We start from the raw sequence: 12631 nt of genomic DNA, 5'->3' as shown, positions 1-12631 counted from the left end.
TTTACTTAACAAAAAATATGGCACAATTCATATAGTTGAATTGTGCCTCACATTATTTAATAACTTTTCTAAAACGATTTCATCTCTGATTGGTATATCATCGTATCCTGTAAAAGGAATATGAGGTTTAATCTTTCTCGCAGTTTCGACAGCATTCTTTAATAATTCCGCTAGATAGTATCCTCTTTTTTGATAAAATCTCATGGCTAATAAATTATCATTTGTAGTTATGAGTTTTACGTGGGTACATTTATTTTCTAAAGCTTCTTCTTCTACTCTAGCCACCAATAAAGTGCCTATCCCCTTCTTTTCTTCCAAACTATCTAATGAAATTATTTCGCATTCTTTCTCAGTCATATAATAGGTAATCAAACCAGTGATTTGAGCGTTATCATTTAAAACAGCAAAACCATCAAGCTTACTACAATCAAAAACGCCAGAAGAAATAACCATTTCTGTGCTGCCCCACTGTTTCTTTAAAAAATCTTTAACTTTTTCTTCTGATATATCACATAATCCTAATAGTCTCATAAAAGTCTCCTGATAATTTTATTTATTCAGATATATTTGGCCGTAACATTGTAAACATTTTTTTCATAATTTATGATTCACTAATGCCTATCGCGATTAAAAGGAAATATGACAAAACCAAAACAGCGCTATTTAATAACACTCCTGATACTATGAACCATAGTTTTTTTGATGCTATAGCAAAAATTATCCCAAGCACTGATAGAACAGTAAACACGCAGATACCTAAAGTTAGATTTGCATTTGGACCTCTTATACTAAAGAAAAAAATAATATTTAATATAACCGTTAATATTGATAAAACTCCTAAAATAGCTTTCTTGTACAAGATAGCACTCCCCCTTTTAAAAGTCTTTTTTAAGTACGGTGATTACTATATTAATTTCCTCTTTTACTCTTTTTTAATCTAAAATCATTATAGAAGAGGTACTGTTACAGCATTTTTTATCATTTTGGACTACCTCTGCTGTAAGATATGCTGTTCTATTCCCTTTTCTTTCTACTTTTGCGACAACCTCAGCTATACCAGGAACTACTGGTCGGAAAAATGTGGTATGTAAATCGATTGTAGTAAACGATTGGCCTGGCTTTAGTTCAGTTGCTATTGCATAAGCCATCATTGTATCTGTAGCTGCAGCAACAAATCCACCCATTGTGACACCAATACCATTGACGAATTTTTCATCTATTGTCCATATTGCTTTCGCCCATCCATCTTCTGACAGTACAGGATCGATTTGAAGAGTTTGGTCACAGTTAGGTGAGGGAATTTTTTTCAAAACTACATCTTTAAAATTTTCAATACTATACTTTCCCCCTGTTGCGTTCTTACCTTTTACTTCCGCATTATCAATCAATTGATTACTTGAATTGTTCATAGTTTTAACCCAACCCCTTTTACTATTAGAACAGTCATCTAGCTACCTGTTTTGGAACTACTTTACAATAAACCATTGAGTTTTAGCAAGTGATGCATTTCATTAATGTAAGAGTAACCTAGTTAATCTTCTTCGCAATACACTAATACATTATATTCATTTTTTAAAAAAGTAGTGAATTTGGATTAGCCATTTCTTTACAGAAATCTAATAATCCAGTTACTTTGGCCTCTCTATGATTCTATACAATCTGTGTAATACTTAATTAAATCAAACCCAACATATATTTCTTTCGAATAGTCCCATCGGTAATAATAATTCCAGTAGCTTATGATTCTTTGTGTAATAAGATAATGAAATGGTGGGTTTTCCAGCAAAAAATCCTTTATAAAAGCATCGTTTAATTGGTCTACCTGTTTTTGAATTCTGCTTAAAATCTCAATTACATACTCTCCTGTTAGTTTTATAATGAAAGGTGACACCCAGTAGTCGTAGTGCCCCCTCTCCAAAAGGTTAGTAAGATATTTTTCTCGTACAAATCCATCACAATGTCTAGTATAGATACAGTCAACTATTGTTTTTTGGGTAATGCTTAAGCTTTCATATACATCTTTAGAGATCTCATTAAAATAAATACGTTCCGGAATAAATAAATTTTCTTGATCTACAAATATCTGAAATGGATGTGAAAAATTTTGACTAAATAGCTTTAAAGGCAATTTTTTTTGTATGTATTTTACTTCTTGCTTTAAAGAAATTGGAAAAGCTTTATTTAGAATGTTTCCCATTAATTATGACTCCTCCTTTATTCATTATTAGGATAGAAAAAGCCCTTACCCTAAATTAAAGGTAAAGGCTTTATTTTTTTAGAACTAATCTTGCTCACCACGTAATGCATCGATTTTTTCTGGCATAAACTGCCCTGTACGCAGCATTTCAATTTCGTATGCATATGGCGCTTTTTTGGTTTTAGCATCTTTCCCTACCCATGGTGTTTCTAGGATTTTAGGAATCTGCTCGAATGCTTCATGATGAACAATACGGCTTAACGCATCAAACCCAATATGACCAAAGCCTATATTTTCATGGCGGTCTTTTGCAGTACCACTAACATTTTTACTATCATTCACATGCAACACTTTAATACGATCTAGACCTATAACTTTGTCAAAATTCGTTAATACACCATCAAAGTCATTAATAATATCATAACCCGCATCATGTGTATGGCATGTGTCATAACATATAGATAGTCGTTCATTATTTGTAACGCCATCAATAATTTTAGCTAGCTCTTCAAAAGTGCGACCACATTCAGATCCTTTGCCCGCCATAGTTTCTAATGCAATTTGTACCGGATAGTCTTGTGATAAGACTTCATTTAGGCCTTCAATAATCTTAGTAATGCCGACATCTGCTCCTGCTCCAACATGGGCTCCAGGATGCAATACAATTTGATTCGCACCAATAGCTGCGGTCCGCTCAATTTCTTTTTGTAGAAAATCGACACCTAGCGCAAAAACTTCAGGCTTGGTCGTATTCGCTATATTAATTATATACGGTGCATGCACTACAATATTAGATAAACCATTTTCTTTCATATGCGCAAGGCCTGCTTCAATATTTAAATCTTCAATTGCTTTTCTGCGCGTATTTTGGGGGGCACCTGTATAAATCATAAAAGTAGTAGCCCCGTATGAAGCCGCCTCTTCACTTGATCCCAGCAACATTTTTTTGCCGCTCATGGAGACGTGAGAACCAATTAACATAATGAAAAGTCCCCTTTCTAACGATTGCGGTTACGTTTACGTCGTTCTTTTTTCTTGATTTTATCCATTTCCCAACGCATATTACGTTTATATCCTGGTTTGACCTTTTTAGGCTTGCGGACACGAGATTTTGCAATTTGGTCGATCTCATCCACTTTCTTTTCACGATTTTGACGTGCATGACGCTCTTTCATTTCAATAATTTCGCCATTTTTAATATCTTTAGGCACAAAAGGAATCCCCATTTTTTCTACTCGTACAATCGCATCTTCATCTGAAGGCTCAAATAATGTAATGGCAAGTCCTTTGTTGCCTGCACGTGCAGTTCGGCCAACACGGTGTATAAAGAATTCTAAATCCTGCGGTAATTCGTAGTTTATTACATGGCTAACACCTGGGATATCAATACCACGAGCAGCTAAGTCAGTAGCAACGATATATTGGAATTCTAAATCCCGAATTTGCTTCATCATTTTTTTACGATCGCGCGGCGTCAAATCACCGTGAATCCGTCCAACACGTTTCCCATTGCTCGAAAGGAAATTCGCTACTGCTTCAGCTTGTTTACGAGTATTGGTAAAAATAATCGCTAAATAAGGATTAATAGCATCCATAACCTCTAAGAGTTTTGTATTGCGTGATTTGCTTCTTGTTGGAATTAAGTAAAAATCAATATTTTCTGCTACTGGTTTTTTGTCGTTCATGTGAATATGAACAGGTGCTTCCATATATTTTCTTAAGAAAGGCTGTAAACTCTCTGGCACTGTTGCGGAGAAAACATACATTTCAAGGTTTTCAGGCATTTGGGTCGCAAACTGGTCAATATCCTCAATAAAGCCCATATCAAATGCTAGGTCTGCTTCATCTACAACTAAAATAGATGCAGTATGCACAAGCAACGCTTGTTCTTTCACGAGGTCGCGTATACGCCCAGGTGTCCCTACTACAATTTGAGGCTGAGATTTTAATTTATCGATTGAACGCTGTTTATCCGTACCACCTATAAATAATTTAGCGTGGATATCAGTTTTTTCGATTATCTTCATTAACTCTGCATGTATTTGAGTAGCAAGCTCTCTAGTTGGTGCAGTAATAACTGCTTGTACCTTTTGCTCGTCTTGCTTAATACGCTCTACAATAGGAATTAAAAAACTATGCGTTTTGCCAGTTCCTGTGTGAGCTTGTCCGATTGCGCTTTTTCCTTTTAAAATCAGCGGAATCATTTCTTTTTGGATTGGCGTTGGCTCAGTAAAACCGAGTTCTTTGATAGCCTCTCGCAAAAATGGTTGAAAATTGTAATCACTATACTTGGACATTCATTTGTCCCTCCTAACTTCCTTCACTCATTGTAACATGATTCGTACATTAAAGTAGCCATTTGCATATGATATCTATTAATAGCACTTTCGTCAATTCTGTTGGCGATTTTTCCTATGGTTTTTTGTTTACCCCGCTTAAAGGAGGAGTAAATTTTCGTTCGATTAAAGGTTTACTTTATTTAAGAATATGAAAGGAGTAATCATATGGTTCACCCATCCTTTTTTCCATACGGCAATCCAGCTCAACGTAGTTATCCGATGTATACAACCAATCAGACGTTGAGGCCGCCTTCACCTTACCAACCGAATATGTATAGGCCATACCCGATTGCAAATACAGGATTTCCGCAAGCACCAGGACAAAAACCTAGAAAGAAAGGCGGGGGCCTTTTACAAAATTTAAAAAACACATTAACAGGAGGTAACAAACAAAATAATAATGAAACTTACTACCCTGCGCCAGGTATGCCACCTTATGGTATGCGTGGACCTGGAATGATGGCTGGAGGTCCTCCACGGATGGCTCCTGTACCTCGAGGCCCCAGGGTAGCTACTGCATCACGGGGTCCAGTGAACGTAGCAGAAGAATCAGTAGTTGCTGAAAACTTGGGTGGTGTAGAAGCTGGAGATGGTATAGGCGCTGGACCTGAAGTAGCTGGTGTCGCAGCAACTGAAGCAGCAGCAGCAACAGGTGCAGCTGGATTGTTTGGCGGAGGTTTTGCGAAACTTGAACAATATATGAATACAGCCGATCAGCTTTATAATACCTATCAAAAATATTCACCAATGGTAAAACAAATCTCGCCTATGTTCCAAAATATACCGGCTATGTATAAGCTTTATAAAGGATTCCAATCAATGCCCGACGCTAACCCTGGAGGTGGAGCAACAGCCAGGGCAGCAAGTGGAGGTACTTCAGGTGGCGCATCTAACTTGAATACAGGTAATACGGGTACCTCCTCAACAGGTGGCCAGAATTTTATCCAAACGCCAAGAGCTTCAAGACCACGCATCTTTCAGCCTCCTTTCTAGTCGATAATTTTGTATTAGATTAAGGACTCCGTTATAATGGTAGTACTGAGCATTGAAAGGGGTCCAATTATGCAAGTCATTAAAATTACACCTAGAGGCTATTGTTACGGTGTTGTAGATGCGATGGTTATCGCTCGCAATGCTGCAATGGATAAAACATTGCCAAGGCCTATATATATACTTGGAATGATCGTTCATAACAAGCATGTAACTGATGCATTTGAGAATGACGGGATCATTACATTAGATGGAAAAGATCGTTTGGAAATTTTGGAAAAAGTCGATGGAGGCACAGTTATTTTTACTGCACACGGTGTATCGCCAGAAGTGCGAAAATTAGCCTCCGAAAAAGGGCTAATTGCTATTGATGCAACTTGTCCCGACGTAACTGTAACGCACGATTTAATCAAAGAAAAGTCAGCTGAAGGCTATGATATTATCTATATTGGGAAGAAAGGTCATCCTGAGCCTGAAGGTGCAATTGGGGTAGCTCCTGATCATGTCCATCTTGTACAAAACATTGAGGATATCGAGGCGCTCCAACTAACGAACGATAAAATATTGGTTACAAACCAAACGACCATGAGTCAATGGGATGTATCACATTTAATGGAACGTTTAAAGGAAAAATATCCTAACATAGAAGTTCATAAGGAAATTTGCTTAGCGACACAAGTCCGCCAAGAAGCTGTGGCAACACAAGCTGGTGAAGCAGATTTGCTCATCGTAGTCGGAGACCCGAAAAGTAATAACTCTAACCGCCTGACACAGGTTTCTGAAGAAATAGCCCAAACGAAATCTTACCGTATCGCCGATCTTTCAGAATTAAAACTAGAATGGTTGGATGGAGTTGAAAAAGTCGGCGTGACAGCAGGCGCTTCTACGCCAACGCCAATAGTTAAAGAGGTTATTAAATTCTTAGACCAATACGATCCTGAGAATCCTGCTACACATGACTTAAGCCGTTCTGTCACACTAGACAAAATTCTACCGAAAATCAAACAACCTTCACCTGTGACAAAGATCTTACCAAAAGGATAATTACGGGCAATCTCAGATTTCATGAGTGATCCATAAATAAGCCTTCTGTTTTTCTAACAGAAGGCTTTTTTGGTTAGATACGTGAGGCACAGCTTATACAGCTAGCGAGGCAGACTATCTTCCTAACTGTACACTACAGAGGATTCAATTATCTCTTAAGAAGAGAATAAACATTAGTATCATACGCTTTTCCTTGTTGATATATATAGCCTCTTAAAATTCCCTCTTTTTGAAAACCGACTTTTTCTAATAATTTATTAGATGCTTCATTTTCTAGGAAAACAATTGCTCCTATACGTGTTAAGCCCATCGTATCAAAACCAAATGAAATTACTTTTGATATTGCCTCTGAAGTGTAACCTTTCCTCCAGTACTCCGGATGAATCTCATATCCAATTTCAGCTCTTTTATGTTTTTGAGACCAAGCGTGATATCCAATTGTACCAATTATACCTTTTGTTCCTTTTCGCTCAATCCCCCACCTTATGCCTCTTTCTTCATTATAATTTTTCTTAAAAAACTCTACTAATTCTTCTGCTTCTTTTATGCTATTTAATGGTTCTGACCCATAAAAACGTGTGACTTCTTTATTGGAAATGCAAGCAAAAATATCATATACATCTGTATCCGTTAATTCTCGCAGAGTTAATCTATCTGTCTCTAATATAGGAAACATTTATTCTCTCCTTATTTTAGTTTTGAATTTGACTTAATTGGCATACTCATTGTAATAGTTCTATTTTCATATCCCATTTTTTCATACAGTTTAATAGCTTGATTTCCTGCGTATACGCTTAAACGTGCTTCTGAATATCCGTCTCTTTCAAAATCTTCGGTCGCAGTTGCCATCAATTTTTTTGATATTCCTTTACCTCTAAATTCTTCCATTACAAACAATTCATAAATAAATCCATATGCTTTTTCAGTAAATTGATCTTTACTACTACCTATAAGAATCCAACCCATTAAAGTACCGTCTTCCGTTGCTATTAAATAGTAACTTCCCTTTTCCAATAAAGGCTCAACAAGTTGTTTGACTTTTACATCTGTCGGTACGCTCCCACCCATAGTACCATCGTGTATAGCTTGTGGTGTTAATAATAAAATCTTTTGGTATTCCAAATCATTCGGTCTTCTGATTTCCATTAATTTAACATTCTCCTTCACGAACAAATCTCACACCATTTAGTTAAAAAATTCTTCCTCTGGATACGCGGCAGTCCAGTGATAGGGTTGCATTTCTGATAACGGTTTATAGACAATATCTTTCCCTACCACACTAACTGCAACCATAACAGACGGCCCTGAAAGTTCCAATATTCCGACTCTTTAATTGATTAAGTTGTAATTTTAAATTCATGTTAGATACCTTTCGAGTCACCATTTTTTTAAAAGACTCCATTATATAACTCAAATAAACATGGCTGATGTATTTCCATGTTCATTTGAGTCTTAACTGGTTTAAATAAATTGAAATGGCTCAGTAGATAGTTTTGAAGGGATAAATGTGCAATCAATTTTTTGCTCTTTGCATAATTCGTCCATCTTTTTTGAAACGCCTATTTTCATGATTGATTCTACATGATGCCCAGGGTCAACCACGTGGAGGCCTAAGTTTTCTGCATCTTGTGCAACATGGAAATACAAGTCACCTGTTACAAAGACATCCGCTCCTGCTCGTTTCGCATCATAAATATATTTGTTGCCATCGCCACCCAGCACTGCTACTTTTGAAATATTTGAAGATAAATCACCCACTACACGTACAGCTTTTACATTCAGTTTTGCTTTTACATGTTCTGCAAAGTCTTTCAAGGTCATTGGATGAATCGTACCAATCCGACCAAGCCCCATTTCTTTAGCAGGTGTATCAAGAACAAACAAATCATACGCTGGCTCTTCATATGGATGAGCATTCAGCATCGCACGTAGGACTTTATTTTTCTTACCTTCTGGGACCACAACTTCAATCTTCACTTCTTCCTCTGTATGAAGCTTACCGACTTTTCCTGCAAATGGATTAGCACCTTCTTGCGCTCTATATCTGCCTTCACCTTCAAGAGTATAACTACAGGAGTCATAGTCGCCAATTTGACCAGCCCCAGCTCCTGCTAGCGCTTGTCTTAATGCTTCAGCATAATCAGTTGGTATATAGACTGCTAGCTTATACAATCTTTCCGTATATGTTGGTACAAGGGTTTCACAGTTTTCTAATTGTAAGGCTTCTGCTAATAAATCGTTTACTCCGCCTTCTGCTACATCAAGATTCGTATGTGCTGCATAGACTGAAATATCATGCTTGATGCATTTTTCTATCAGTTGGCCTTGTGGGGAATCAGTGCGCATATTCGCTAATTTTCGGAAGATAGGCGGATGGTGTGCAATAATTAATTCACATTGATTTTCAATAGCCTCATCAACCACTTGTGTATTCACATCCAAAGTGACCAATACTCTTTTTATTGGCTTATTTAAGGTGCCAATAGCTAAGCCAATGGGATCACCTTCCATTGCCGCTAACTTTTTAGGAGACCATGTTTCAAAAATACCAATGATTTGTTGTCCATTCGCTACTTTCAATCTTTCAAAACCTCCTTGACCAGTTCTATTTTTTGTTGAAGTTCTCTTTCTTTCTTTGCAATAGCAGTAGTTGGTTCTGCTTGTTTTAATGCTTCTAGTACTTGTAGCCATTGATTTATTTCATGTTGCCACTTCTCTTTAAAGACAGCATTTTTCTCTTTATAGAGTACGGGGCCTAATAGTAATTGTACTGTGTTTAACGTTTCTTCTCCTCGTTCTAGAACAAGTACTTCATAGATTTTTTCGTCTTCCTTCAGTATTTCCTCATTTATAATCTTCCAGCCATTTGCCATTGCCCATTCACGAATAGCTATCGCATGAATATTCGGCTGGAGGATCAGGCGCTCTACTCCCTGCAAACGTTCAGCGTCTTTTTCTAATATGGAAGCAATTAGCGGACCTCCCATACCTGCAATTGTAATAGCTGTGACGCCATCCTCTTTTTCTATAGCTTGTAGACCATCAGCAAATCGAACAGCAATACTTTCTTGCAATTGTTCTTTTCTTACTTCGTTGCATGCGGATTCATAAGGGCCTTTCACCACTTCACCAGCAATGGCTCTATGTATAACCCCCTGCAATACTAAGTAACAAGGCAAATAAGCATGGTCACTGCCTATATCAGCCACAACGGCTTTCTCTGGTACAAAAGAGGCTACTGTTTGAAGCCGTTTGGATAATTTTTGAGCATTCATATAAAGTCCCGTCCTTTCATCTTATATTGTAACTGATAATAGATAGTATTTGTATTCAAAAAACCCTTATCCACGTTGGATAAGGGTTTGCAAAATAGTCGAGAATTAATTATTTTAATCCAGAGATATATTTTGCCATTGCATCAAGTTCAGCGCCTTGAACTAAACCAGCTGGCATGCCGCCGCCTTTACCTTTAGTTAAGATGTCTTTAACTTCTGCTTCAGATAAACCTGTGCCATGTAAGTTAGGACCTACATTACCTTTAAGGTTGTCTCCGTGGCAAGAGATACATTTTTGTTGAGCAATTGCTTCAGGATCAGCTTCGCCTGAAGCTGATTTGCCTTCTGTTTGTTCAGTTTTTTCTTTGTCTCCGCCTTTAGCGATTTCAGCTTTTTTATCTGCTCCGTCAATAGACATGAAGAAGATTAAACCTAAGCCAAAAGCCATGATTAAGATATACGGAATAATAGGATTTTTCATCAATTTACCCTCCCTCATAAGTTCAATCTATTTCTATAAATAGAATCAGTCAACACTTAATATTGTACTTCATTCCGCAAGAAACGGAAAGACCTTCTGAAGAAGTTTTCAATCGTTTGTGACAAAATTGCCATATTTGACACAAAAAAAATAAATTTTTCTTGCATTTTCTCTTATTAGTATCACCTTCATCCATTTCTCTGTCCTATTTTGTAGGAAAGCCATTTCAATAGTCATATACCTACATCCTTATTTTCTACACTTTATTCGTCGTTATGCTTCCTAATTCAATTTTAAAGTCGGACACAGATTTTCTAGTTTCTATTACTATATGAAATAATAAATAATTAAAACTAGAAAGCCTAACCCACCTGAAATAAGGAAATAAACTAAGCGTAACCATATACCTGAGATAATCCATAGAACACAATTCCCTATCAAAACACCATATAACACCATTGATTGGCCTTCAAAGAAAATATTTGCTCCTTTTATCGATATCCCAAAGAGCAGAAGAGCGATTGTTGCGTATGCAAATGTTGTACTAATAGCTCTATTAGGAGACAACCGAAAAATCAATATAATGATCCCAATGATAGCTGCAATACTAATGGCAAGCGGAATAAAAACGAGAGGCGCTTGTAAATAAAAAAGTGCAATCAATAAAAAAAGGGTACCCGCTATTGTTAGGCTTTTTTTCCAAATCGTTTTTCCTGAGCCTTTGGCTAATATGGAAGTGGATGCGCTTACTTCATCCATAGAGGTATCCTTGCTATCTTCTCCAGCTGTGTAGAGAGTTGTGAGAAAATCACAGTATTGCTCCGGCAACAGCTTATTTTCTTTCCAAAACGCAATTTCGCTCAATATGACTTCTTTTTTTTGACTATTCATCCATTCACCTCGAACTTGTTAAGCTCTTTGATTTTCACCTTTAAAAAAGGCACCTAATTAAATAGGTGCCTTTTAATTATTGCACTCACGGGCAACTTCTCATGCTCTCCCTTGAAGAGATAGTTGAGCAAAGCTGCCTGTATAGCTTTGATAATCAGGGTCTAATTTTATGATATGATTTAAATCACTGTATAAGAAAGATGATTTAGAGAAATTCTTCTGTAAACGTCTGATTGATCAACAATCAGGTGCTCACTGTTATTCTAAGAAATCTTTTAATCGCTTACTGCGAGAAGGATGGCGCAATTTTCTTAGCGCTTTCGCTTCAATTTGTCTGATACGTTCTCTTGTTACACCGAAGACTTTACCTACTTCTTCTAGTGTACGAGTACGGCCGTCATCTAAACCGAATCGAAGGCGAAGGACATTCTCTTCTCGGTCTGTCAATGTGTCTAATACATCTTCTAATTGTTCTTTTAAAAGCTCATATGCCGCATGATCAGATGGCGATTGTGCTTCTGAATCTTCGATGAAATCGCCTAAATGGGAATCATCTTCTTCGCCGATTGGTGTTTCAAGTGAAACAGGCTCCTGGGCGATTTTCAAGATTTCACGCACTTTTTCTGGTGTTAAATCCATCTCTTCACCAATTTCTTCAGGAGTTGGTTCGCGCCCTAAATCTTGAAGTAGCTGGCGTTGCACACGAATCAATTTATTGATAGTCTCTACCATGTGTACTGGAATACGAATAGTACGAGCTTGGTCGGCTATCGCACGTGTAATCGCTTGGCGAATCCACCATGTAGCGTACGTAGAGAATTTGAATCCTTTACGGTAGTCGAATTTTTCTACTGCTTTGATTAAGCCCATATTTCCTTCTTGGATTAGATCCAAGAAAAGCATTCCACGACCAACATATCTTTTGGCAATACTTACTACTAACCTTAAGTTAGCTTCTGCCAACCGTTTGCGCGCTTCATCATCGCCTTGTTCAATACGTTCAGCTAAAGCAATTTCCTCTTTCGCGCTTAATAAGTCAACTCGTCCAATTTCTTTTAAATACATTCGAACAGGGTCATTTATTTTTACGCCTGGAGGAACACTTAAATCATTCAAGTCAAACGTTTCTTCTTCGGCATTTCCTTTTAGCAAGCGATCAAGATTCTCTTCGTCTCCGTCTTTTCCGCCTAGTTCGATGCCATTCGATTCGAGCTTGTCGATGAATTCTTCTACCTGGTCTGCTTCCATTTCATAAGTTTGCAGCTTATCAGCAATTTCTGCATAAGTTAATTCACCATTTTTTTTACCTGTTTCAAGCAAGATTTTTTTGGTTTCTTCTAATGTATGTTCTAAATCCAATTCTTTTACTTCTTTTTCGTCATTTGAACGTTTAGACTTGTCCGCCATAGGTGTT

Annotated in this window: 16 protein-coding genes; 2 read left to right on the top strand and 14 right to left on the bottom strand. The window is 37.2% G+C overall.

Annotated features, from left to right (window positions below; all coding sequences use genetic code 11):
• Positions 1-27 precede the first annotated feature (27 nt).
• The 6 genes from F0527_RS05785 to F0527_RS05760 form a co-directional block, all read right to left on the bottom strand.
• Positions 28-531 carry a GNAT family N-acetyltransferase gene (locus F0527_RS05785; protein ID WP_150284087.1) on the bottom strand — a complete coding sequence of 168 codons (504 nt, stop codon included), beginning with the start codon at positions 529-531 and terminating at the stop codon, positions 28-30.
• A 70-nt stretch (positions 532-601) separates the two neighbouring features.
• The gene (locus F0527_RS05780) at positions 602-859 is read right to left on the bottom strand and encodes a hypothetical protein (RefSeq protein WP_150284086.1); all 258 of its coding nucleotides are present in this window, start codon (positions 857-859) and stop codon (positions 602-604) included.
• A gap of 73 nt (positions 860-932) precedes the next feature.
• A complete protein-coding gene (locus tag F0527_RS05775) occupies positions 933-1409 on the bottom strand; it encodes a PaaI family thioesterase (RefSeq protein WP_150284085.1) in 477 nt (158 codons plus the stop codon).
• A 233-nt stretch (positions 1410-1642) separates the two neighbouring features.
• A complete protein-coding gene (locus F0527_RS05770) occupies positions 1643-2197 on the bottom strand; it encodes a hypothetical protein (protein WP_150284084.1) in 555 nt (184 codons plus the stop codon).
• An 84-nt stretch (positions 2198-2281) separates the two neighbouring features.
• Positions 2282-3178 (bottom strand): deoxyribonuclease IV, encoded by an 897-nt coding sequence (locus tag F0527_RS05765; RefSeq protein ID WP_150284083.1) that lies wholly within the window; start codon positions 3176-3178, stop codon positions 2282-2284.
• A 17-nt stretch (positions 3179-3195) separates the two neighbouring features.
• Entirely contained in the window at positions 3196-4494 is a 1299-nt protein-coding gene (locus F0527_RS05760; RefSeq protein ID WP_150284082.1) for a DEAD/DEAH box helicase, read from the bottom strand.
• Between the two features lie 207 nt (positions 4495-4701).
• Between F0527_RS05760 and vrrA the strand changes: the two genes are divergently transcribed.
• A complete protein-coding gene (gene vrrA / locus F0527_RS05755; RefSeq protein ID WP_150284081.1) occupies positions 4702-5529 on the top strand; it encodes a VrrA/YqfQ family protein in 828 nt (275 codons plus the stop codon).
• Positions 5530-5598: 69 nt separating this feature from the next.
• On the top strand, positions 5599-6570 hold the full coding sequence (locus F0527_RS05750) for a 4-hydroxy-3-methylbut-2-enyl diphosphate reductase (RefSeq protein WP_066786454.1): 972 nt from the start codon (positions 5599-5601) through the stop codon (positions 6568-6570).
• A gap of 148 nt (positions 6571-6718) precedes the next feature.
• Here the strand turns inward: F0527_RS05750 and F0527_RS05745 are convergent, their stop codons facing one another.
• The 8 genes from F0527_RS05745 to rpoD form a co-directional block, all read right to left on the bottom strand.
• Positions 6719-7246: a GNAT family N-acetyltransferase gene (locus F0527_RS05745; RefSeq protein WP_150284080.1), complete on the bottom strand. Its 528-nt coding sequence runs from the start codon at positions 7244-7246 to the stop codon at positions 6719-6721.
• An 11-nt stretch (positions 7247-7257) separates the two neighbouring features.
• Positions 7258-7716, bottom strand: coding sequence for a GNAT family N-acetyltransferase (locus tag F0527_RS05740; RefSeq protein ID WP_150284079.1), 459 nt, complete (start codon positions 7714-7716; stop codon positions 7258-7260).
• Between the two features lie 39 nt (positions 7717-7755).
• Complete coding sequence (locus F0527_RS17325) at positions 7756-7887, bottom strand: cytidine/deoxycytidylate deaminase family protein (RefSeq protein ID WP_255476066.1); 132 nt, start codon at positions 7885-7887, stop codon at positions 7756-7758.
• A gap of 144 nt (positions 7888-8031) precedes the next feature.
• The gene (locus F0527_RS05735) at positions 8032-9150 is read right to left on the bottom strand and encodes a Nif3-like dinuclear metal center hexameric protein (protein WP_150284078.1); all 1119 of its coding nucleotides are present in this window, start codon (positions 9148-9150) and stop codon (positions 8032-8034) included.
• Positions 9147-9845: a tRNA (adenine(22)-N(1))-methyltransferase gene (locus F0527_RS05730; RefSeq protein WP_150284077.1), complete on the bottom strand. Its 699-nt coding sequence runs from the start codon at positions 9843-9845 to the stop codon at positions 9147-9149. The genes F0527_RS05735 and F0527_RS05730 overlap by 4 nt, the downstream gene beginning before the upstream one ends.
• Positions 9846-9954: 109 nt before the next feature.
• On the bottom strand, positions 9955-10329 hold the full coding sequence (cccA, locus tag F0527_RS05725) for a cytochrome c550 (RefSeq protein ID WP_066786436.1): 375 nt from the start codon (positions 10327-10329) through the stop codon (positions 9955-9957).
• 324 nt (positions 10330-10653) lie between these two features.
• Positions 10654-11217: a hypothetical protein gene (locus tag F0527_RS05720; RefSeq protein WP_150284076.1), complete on the bottom strand. Its 564-nt coding sequence runs from the start codon at positions 11215-11217 to the stop codon at positions 10654-10656.
• 258 nt (positions 11218-11475) lie between these two features.
• Positions 11476-12624: an RNA polymerase sigma factor RpoD gene (rpoD, locus tag F0527_RS05715; RefSeq protein WP_066786431.1), complete on the bottom strand. Its 1149-nt coding sequence runs from the start codon at positions 12622-12624 to the stop codon at positions 11476-11478.
• Positions 12625-12631: the final 7 nt, after the last annotated feature.

Origin of the sequence: Rummeliibacillus sp. TYF-LIM-RU47 (genome assembly GCF_008638315.1) — a bacterium.
GTDB classification, from domain to species: Bacteria; Bacillota; Bacilli; order Bacillales_A; family Planococcaceae; genus Rummeliibacillus; species Rummeliibacillus stabekisii.
Note: the sequence above shows the minus strand (reverse complement) of the source record. Positions and strands in the feature narration are given on the sequence as shown.

What these genes read in the sequence shown, in the direction of transcription:
- F0527_RS05785 (WP_150284087.1), bottom strand. Translation starts at nt 531, where the DNA reads ATGAGACTATTAGGATTATGTGATATATCAGAAGAAAAAGTTAAAGAT.
- F0527_RS05775 (WP_150284085.1), bottom strand. Translation starts at nt 1,409, where the DNA reads ATGAACAATTCAAGTAATCAATTGATTGATAATGCGGAAGTAAAAGGT.
- F0527_RS05770 (WP_150284084.1), bottom strand. Translation starts at nt 2,197, where the DNA reads ATGGGAAACATTCTAAATAAAGCTTTTCCAATTTCTTTAAAGCAAGAA.
- F0527_RS05765 (WP_150284083.1), bottom strand. Translation starts at nt 3,178, where the DNA reads ATGTTAATTGGTTCTCACGTCTCCATGAGCGGCAAAAAAATGTTGCTG.
- F0527_RS05760 (WP_150284082.1), bottom strand. Translation starts at nt 4,494, where the DNA reads ATGTCCAAGTATAGTGATTACAATTTTCAACCATTTTTGCGAGAGGCT.
- vrrA (WP_150284081.1), top strand. Translation starts at nt 4,702, where the DNA reads ATGGTTCACCCATCCTTTTTTCCATACGGCAATCCAGCTCAACGTAGT.
- F0527_RS05750 (WP_066786454.1), top strand. Translation starts at nt 5,599, where the DNA reads ATGCAAGTCATTAAAATTACACCTAGAGGCTATTGTTACGGTGTTGTA.
- F0527_RS05745 (WP_150284080.1), bottom strand. Translation starts at nt 7,246, where the DNA reads ATGTTTCCTATATTAGAGACAGATAGATTAACTCTGCGAGAATTAACG.
- F0527_RS05740 (WP_150284079.1), bottom strand. Translation starts at nt 7,716, where the DNA reads ATGGAAATCAGAAGACCGAATGATTTGGAATACCAAAAGATTTTATTA.
- F0527_RS05730 (WP_150284077.1), bottom strand. Translation starts at nt 9,845, where the DNA reads ATGAATGCTCAAAAATTATCCAAACGGCTTCAAACAGTAGCCTCTTTT.
- F0527_RS05720 (WP_150284076.1), bottom strand. Translation starts at nt 11,217, where the DNA reads ATGAATAGTCAAAAAAAAGAAGTCATATTGAGCGAAATTGCGTTTTGG.
- rpoD (WP_066786431.1), bottom strand. Translation starts at nt 12,624, where the DNA reads ATGGCGGACAAGTCTAAACGTTCAAATGACGAAAAAGAAGTAAAAGAA.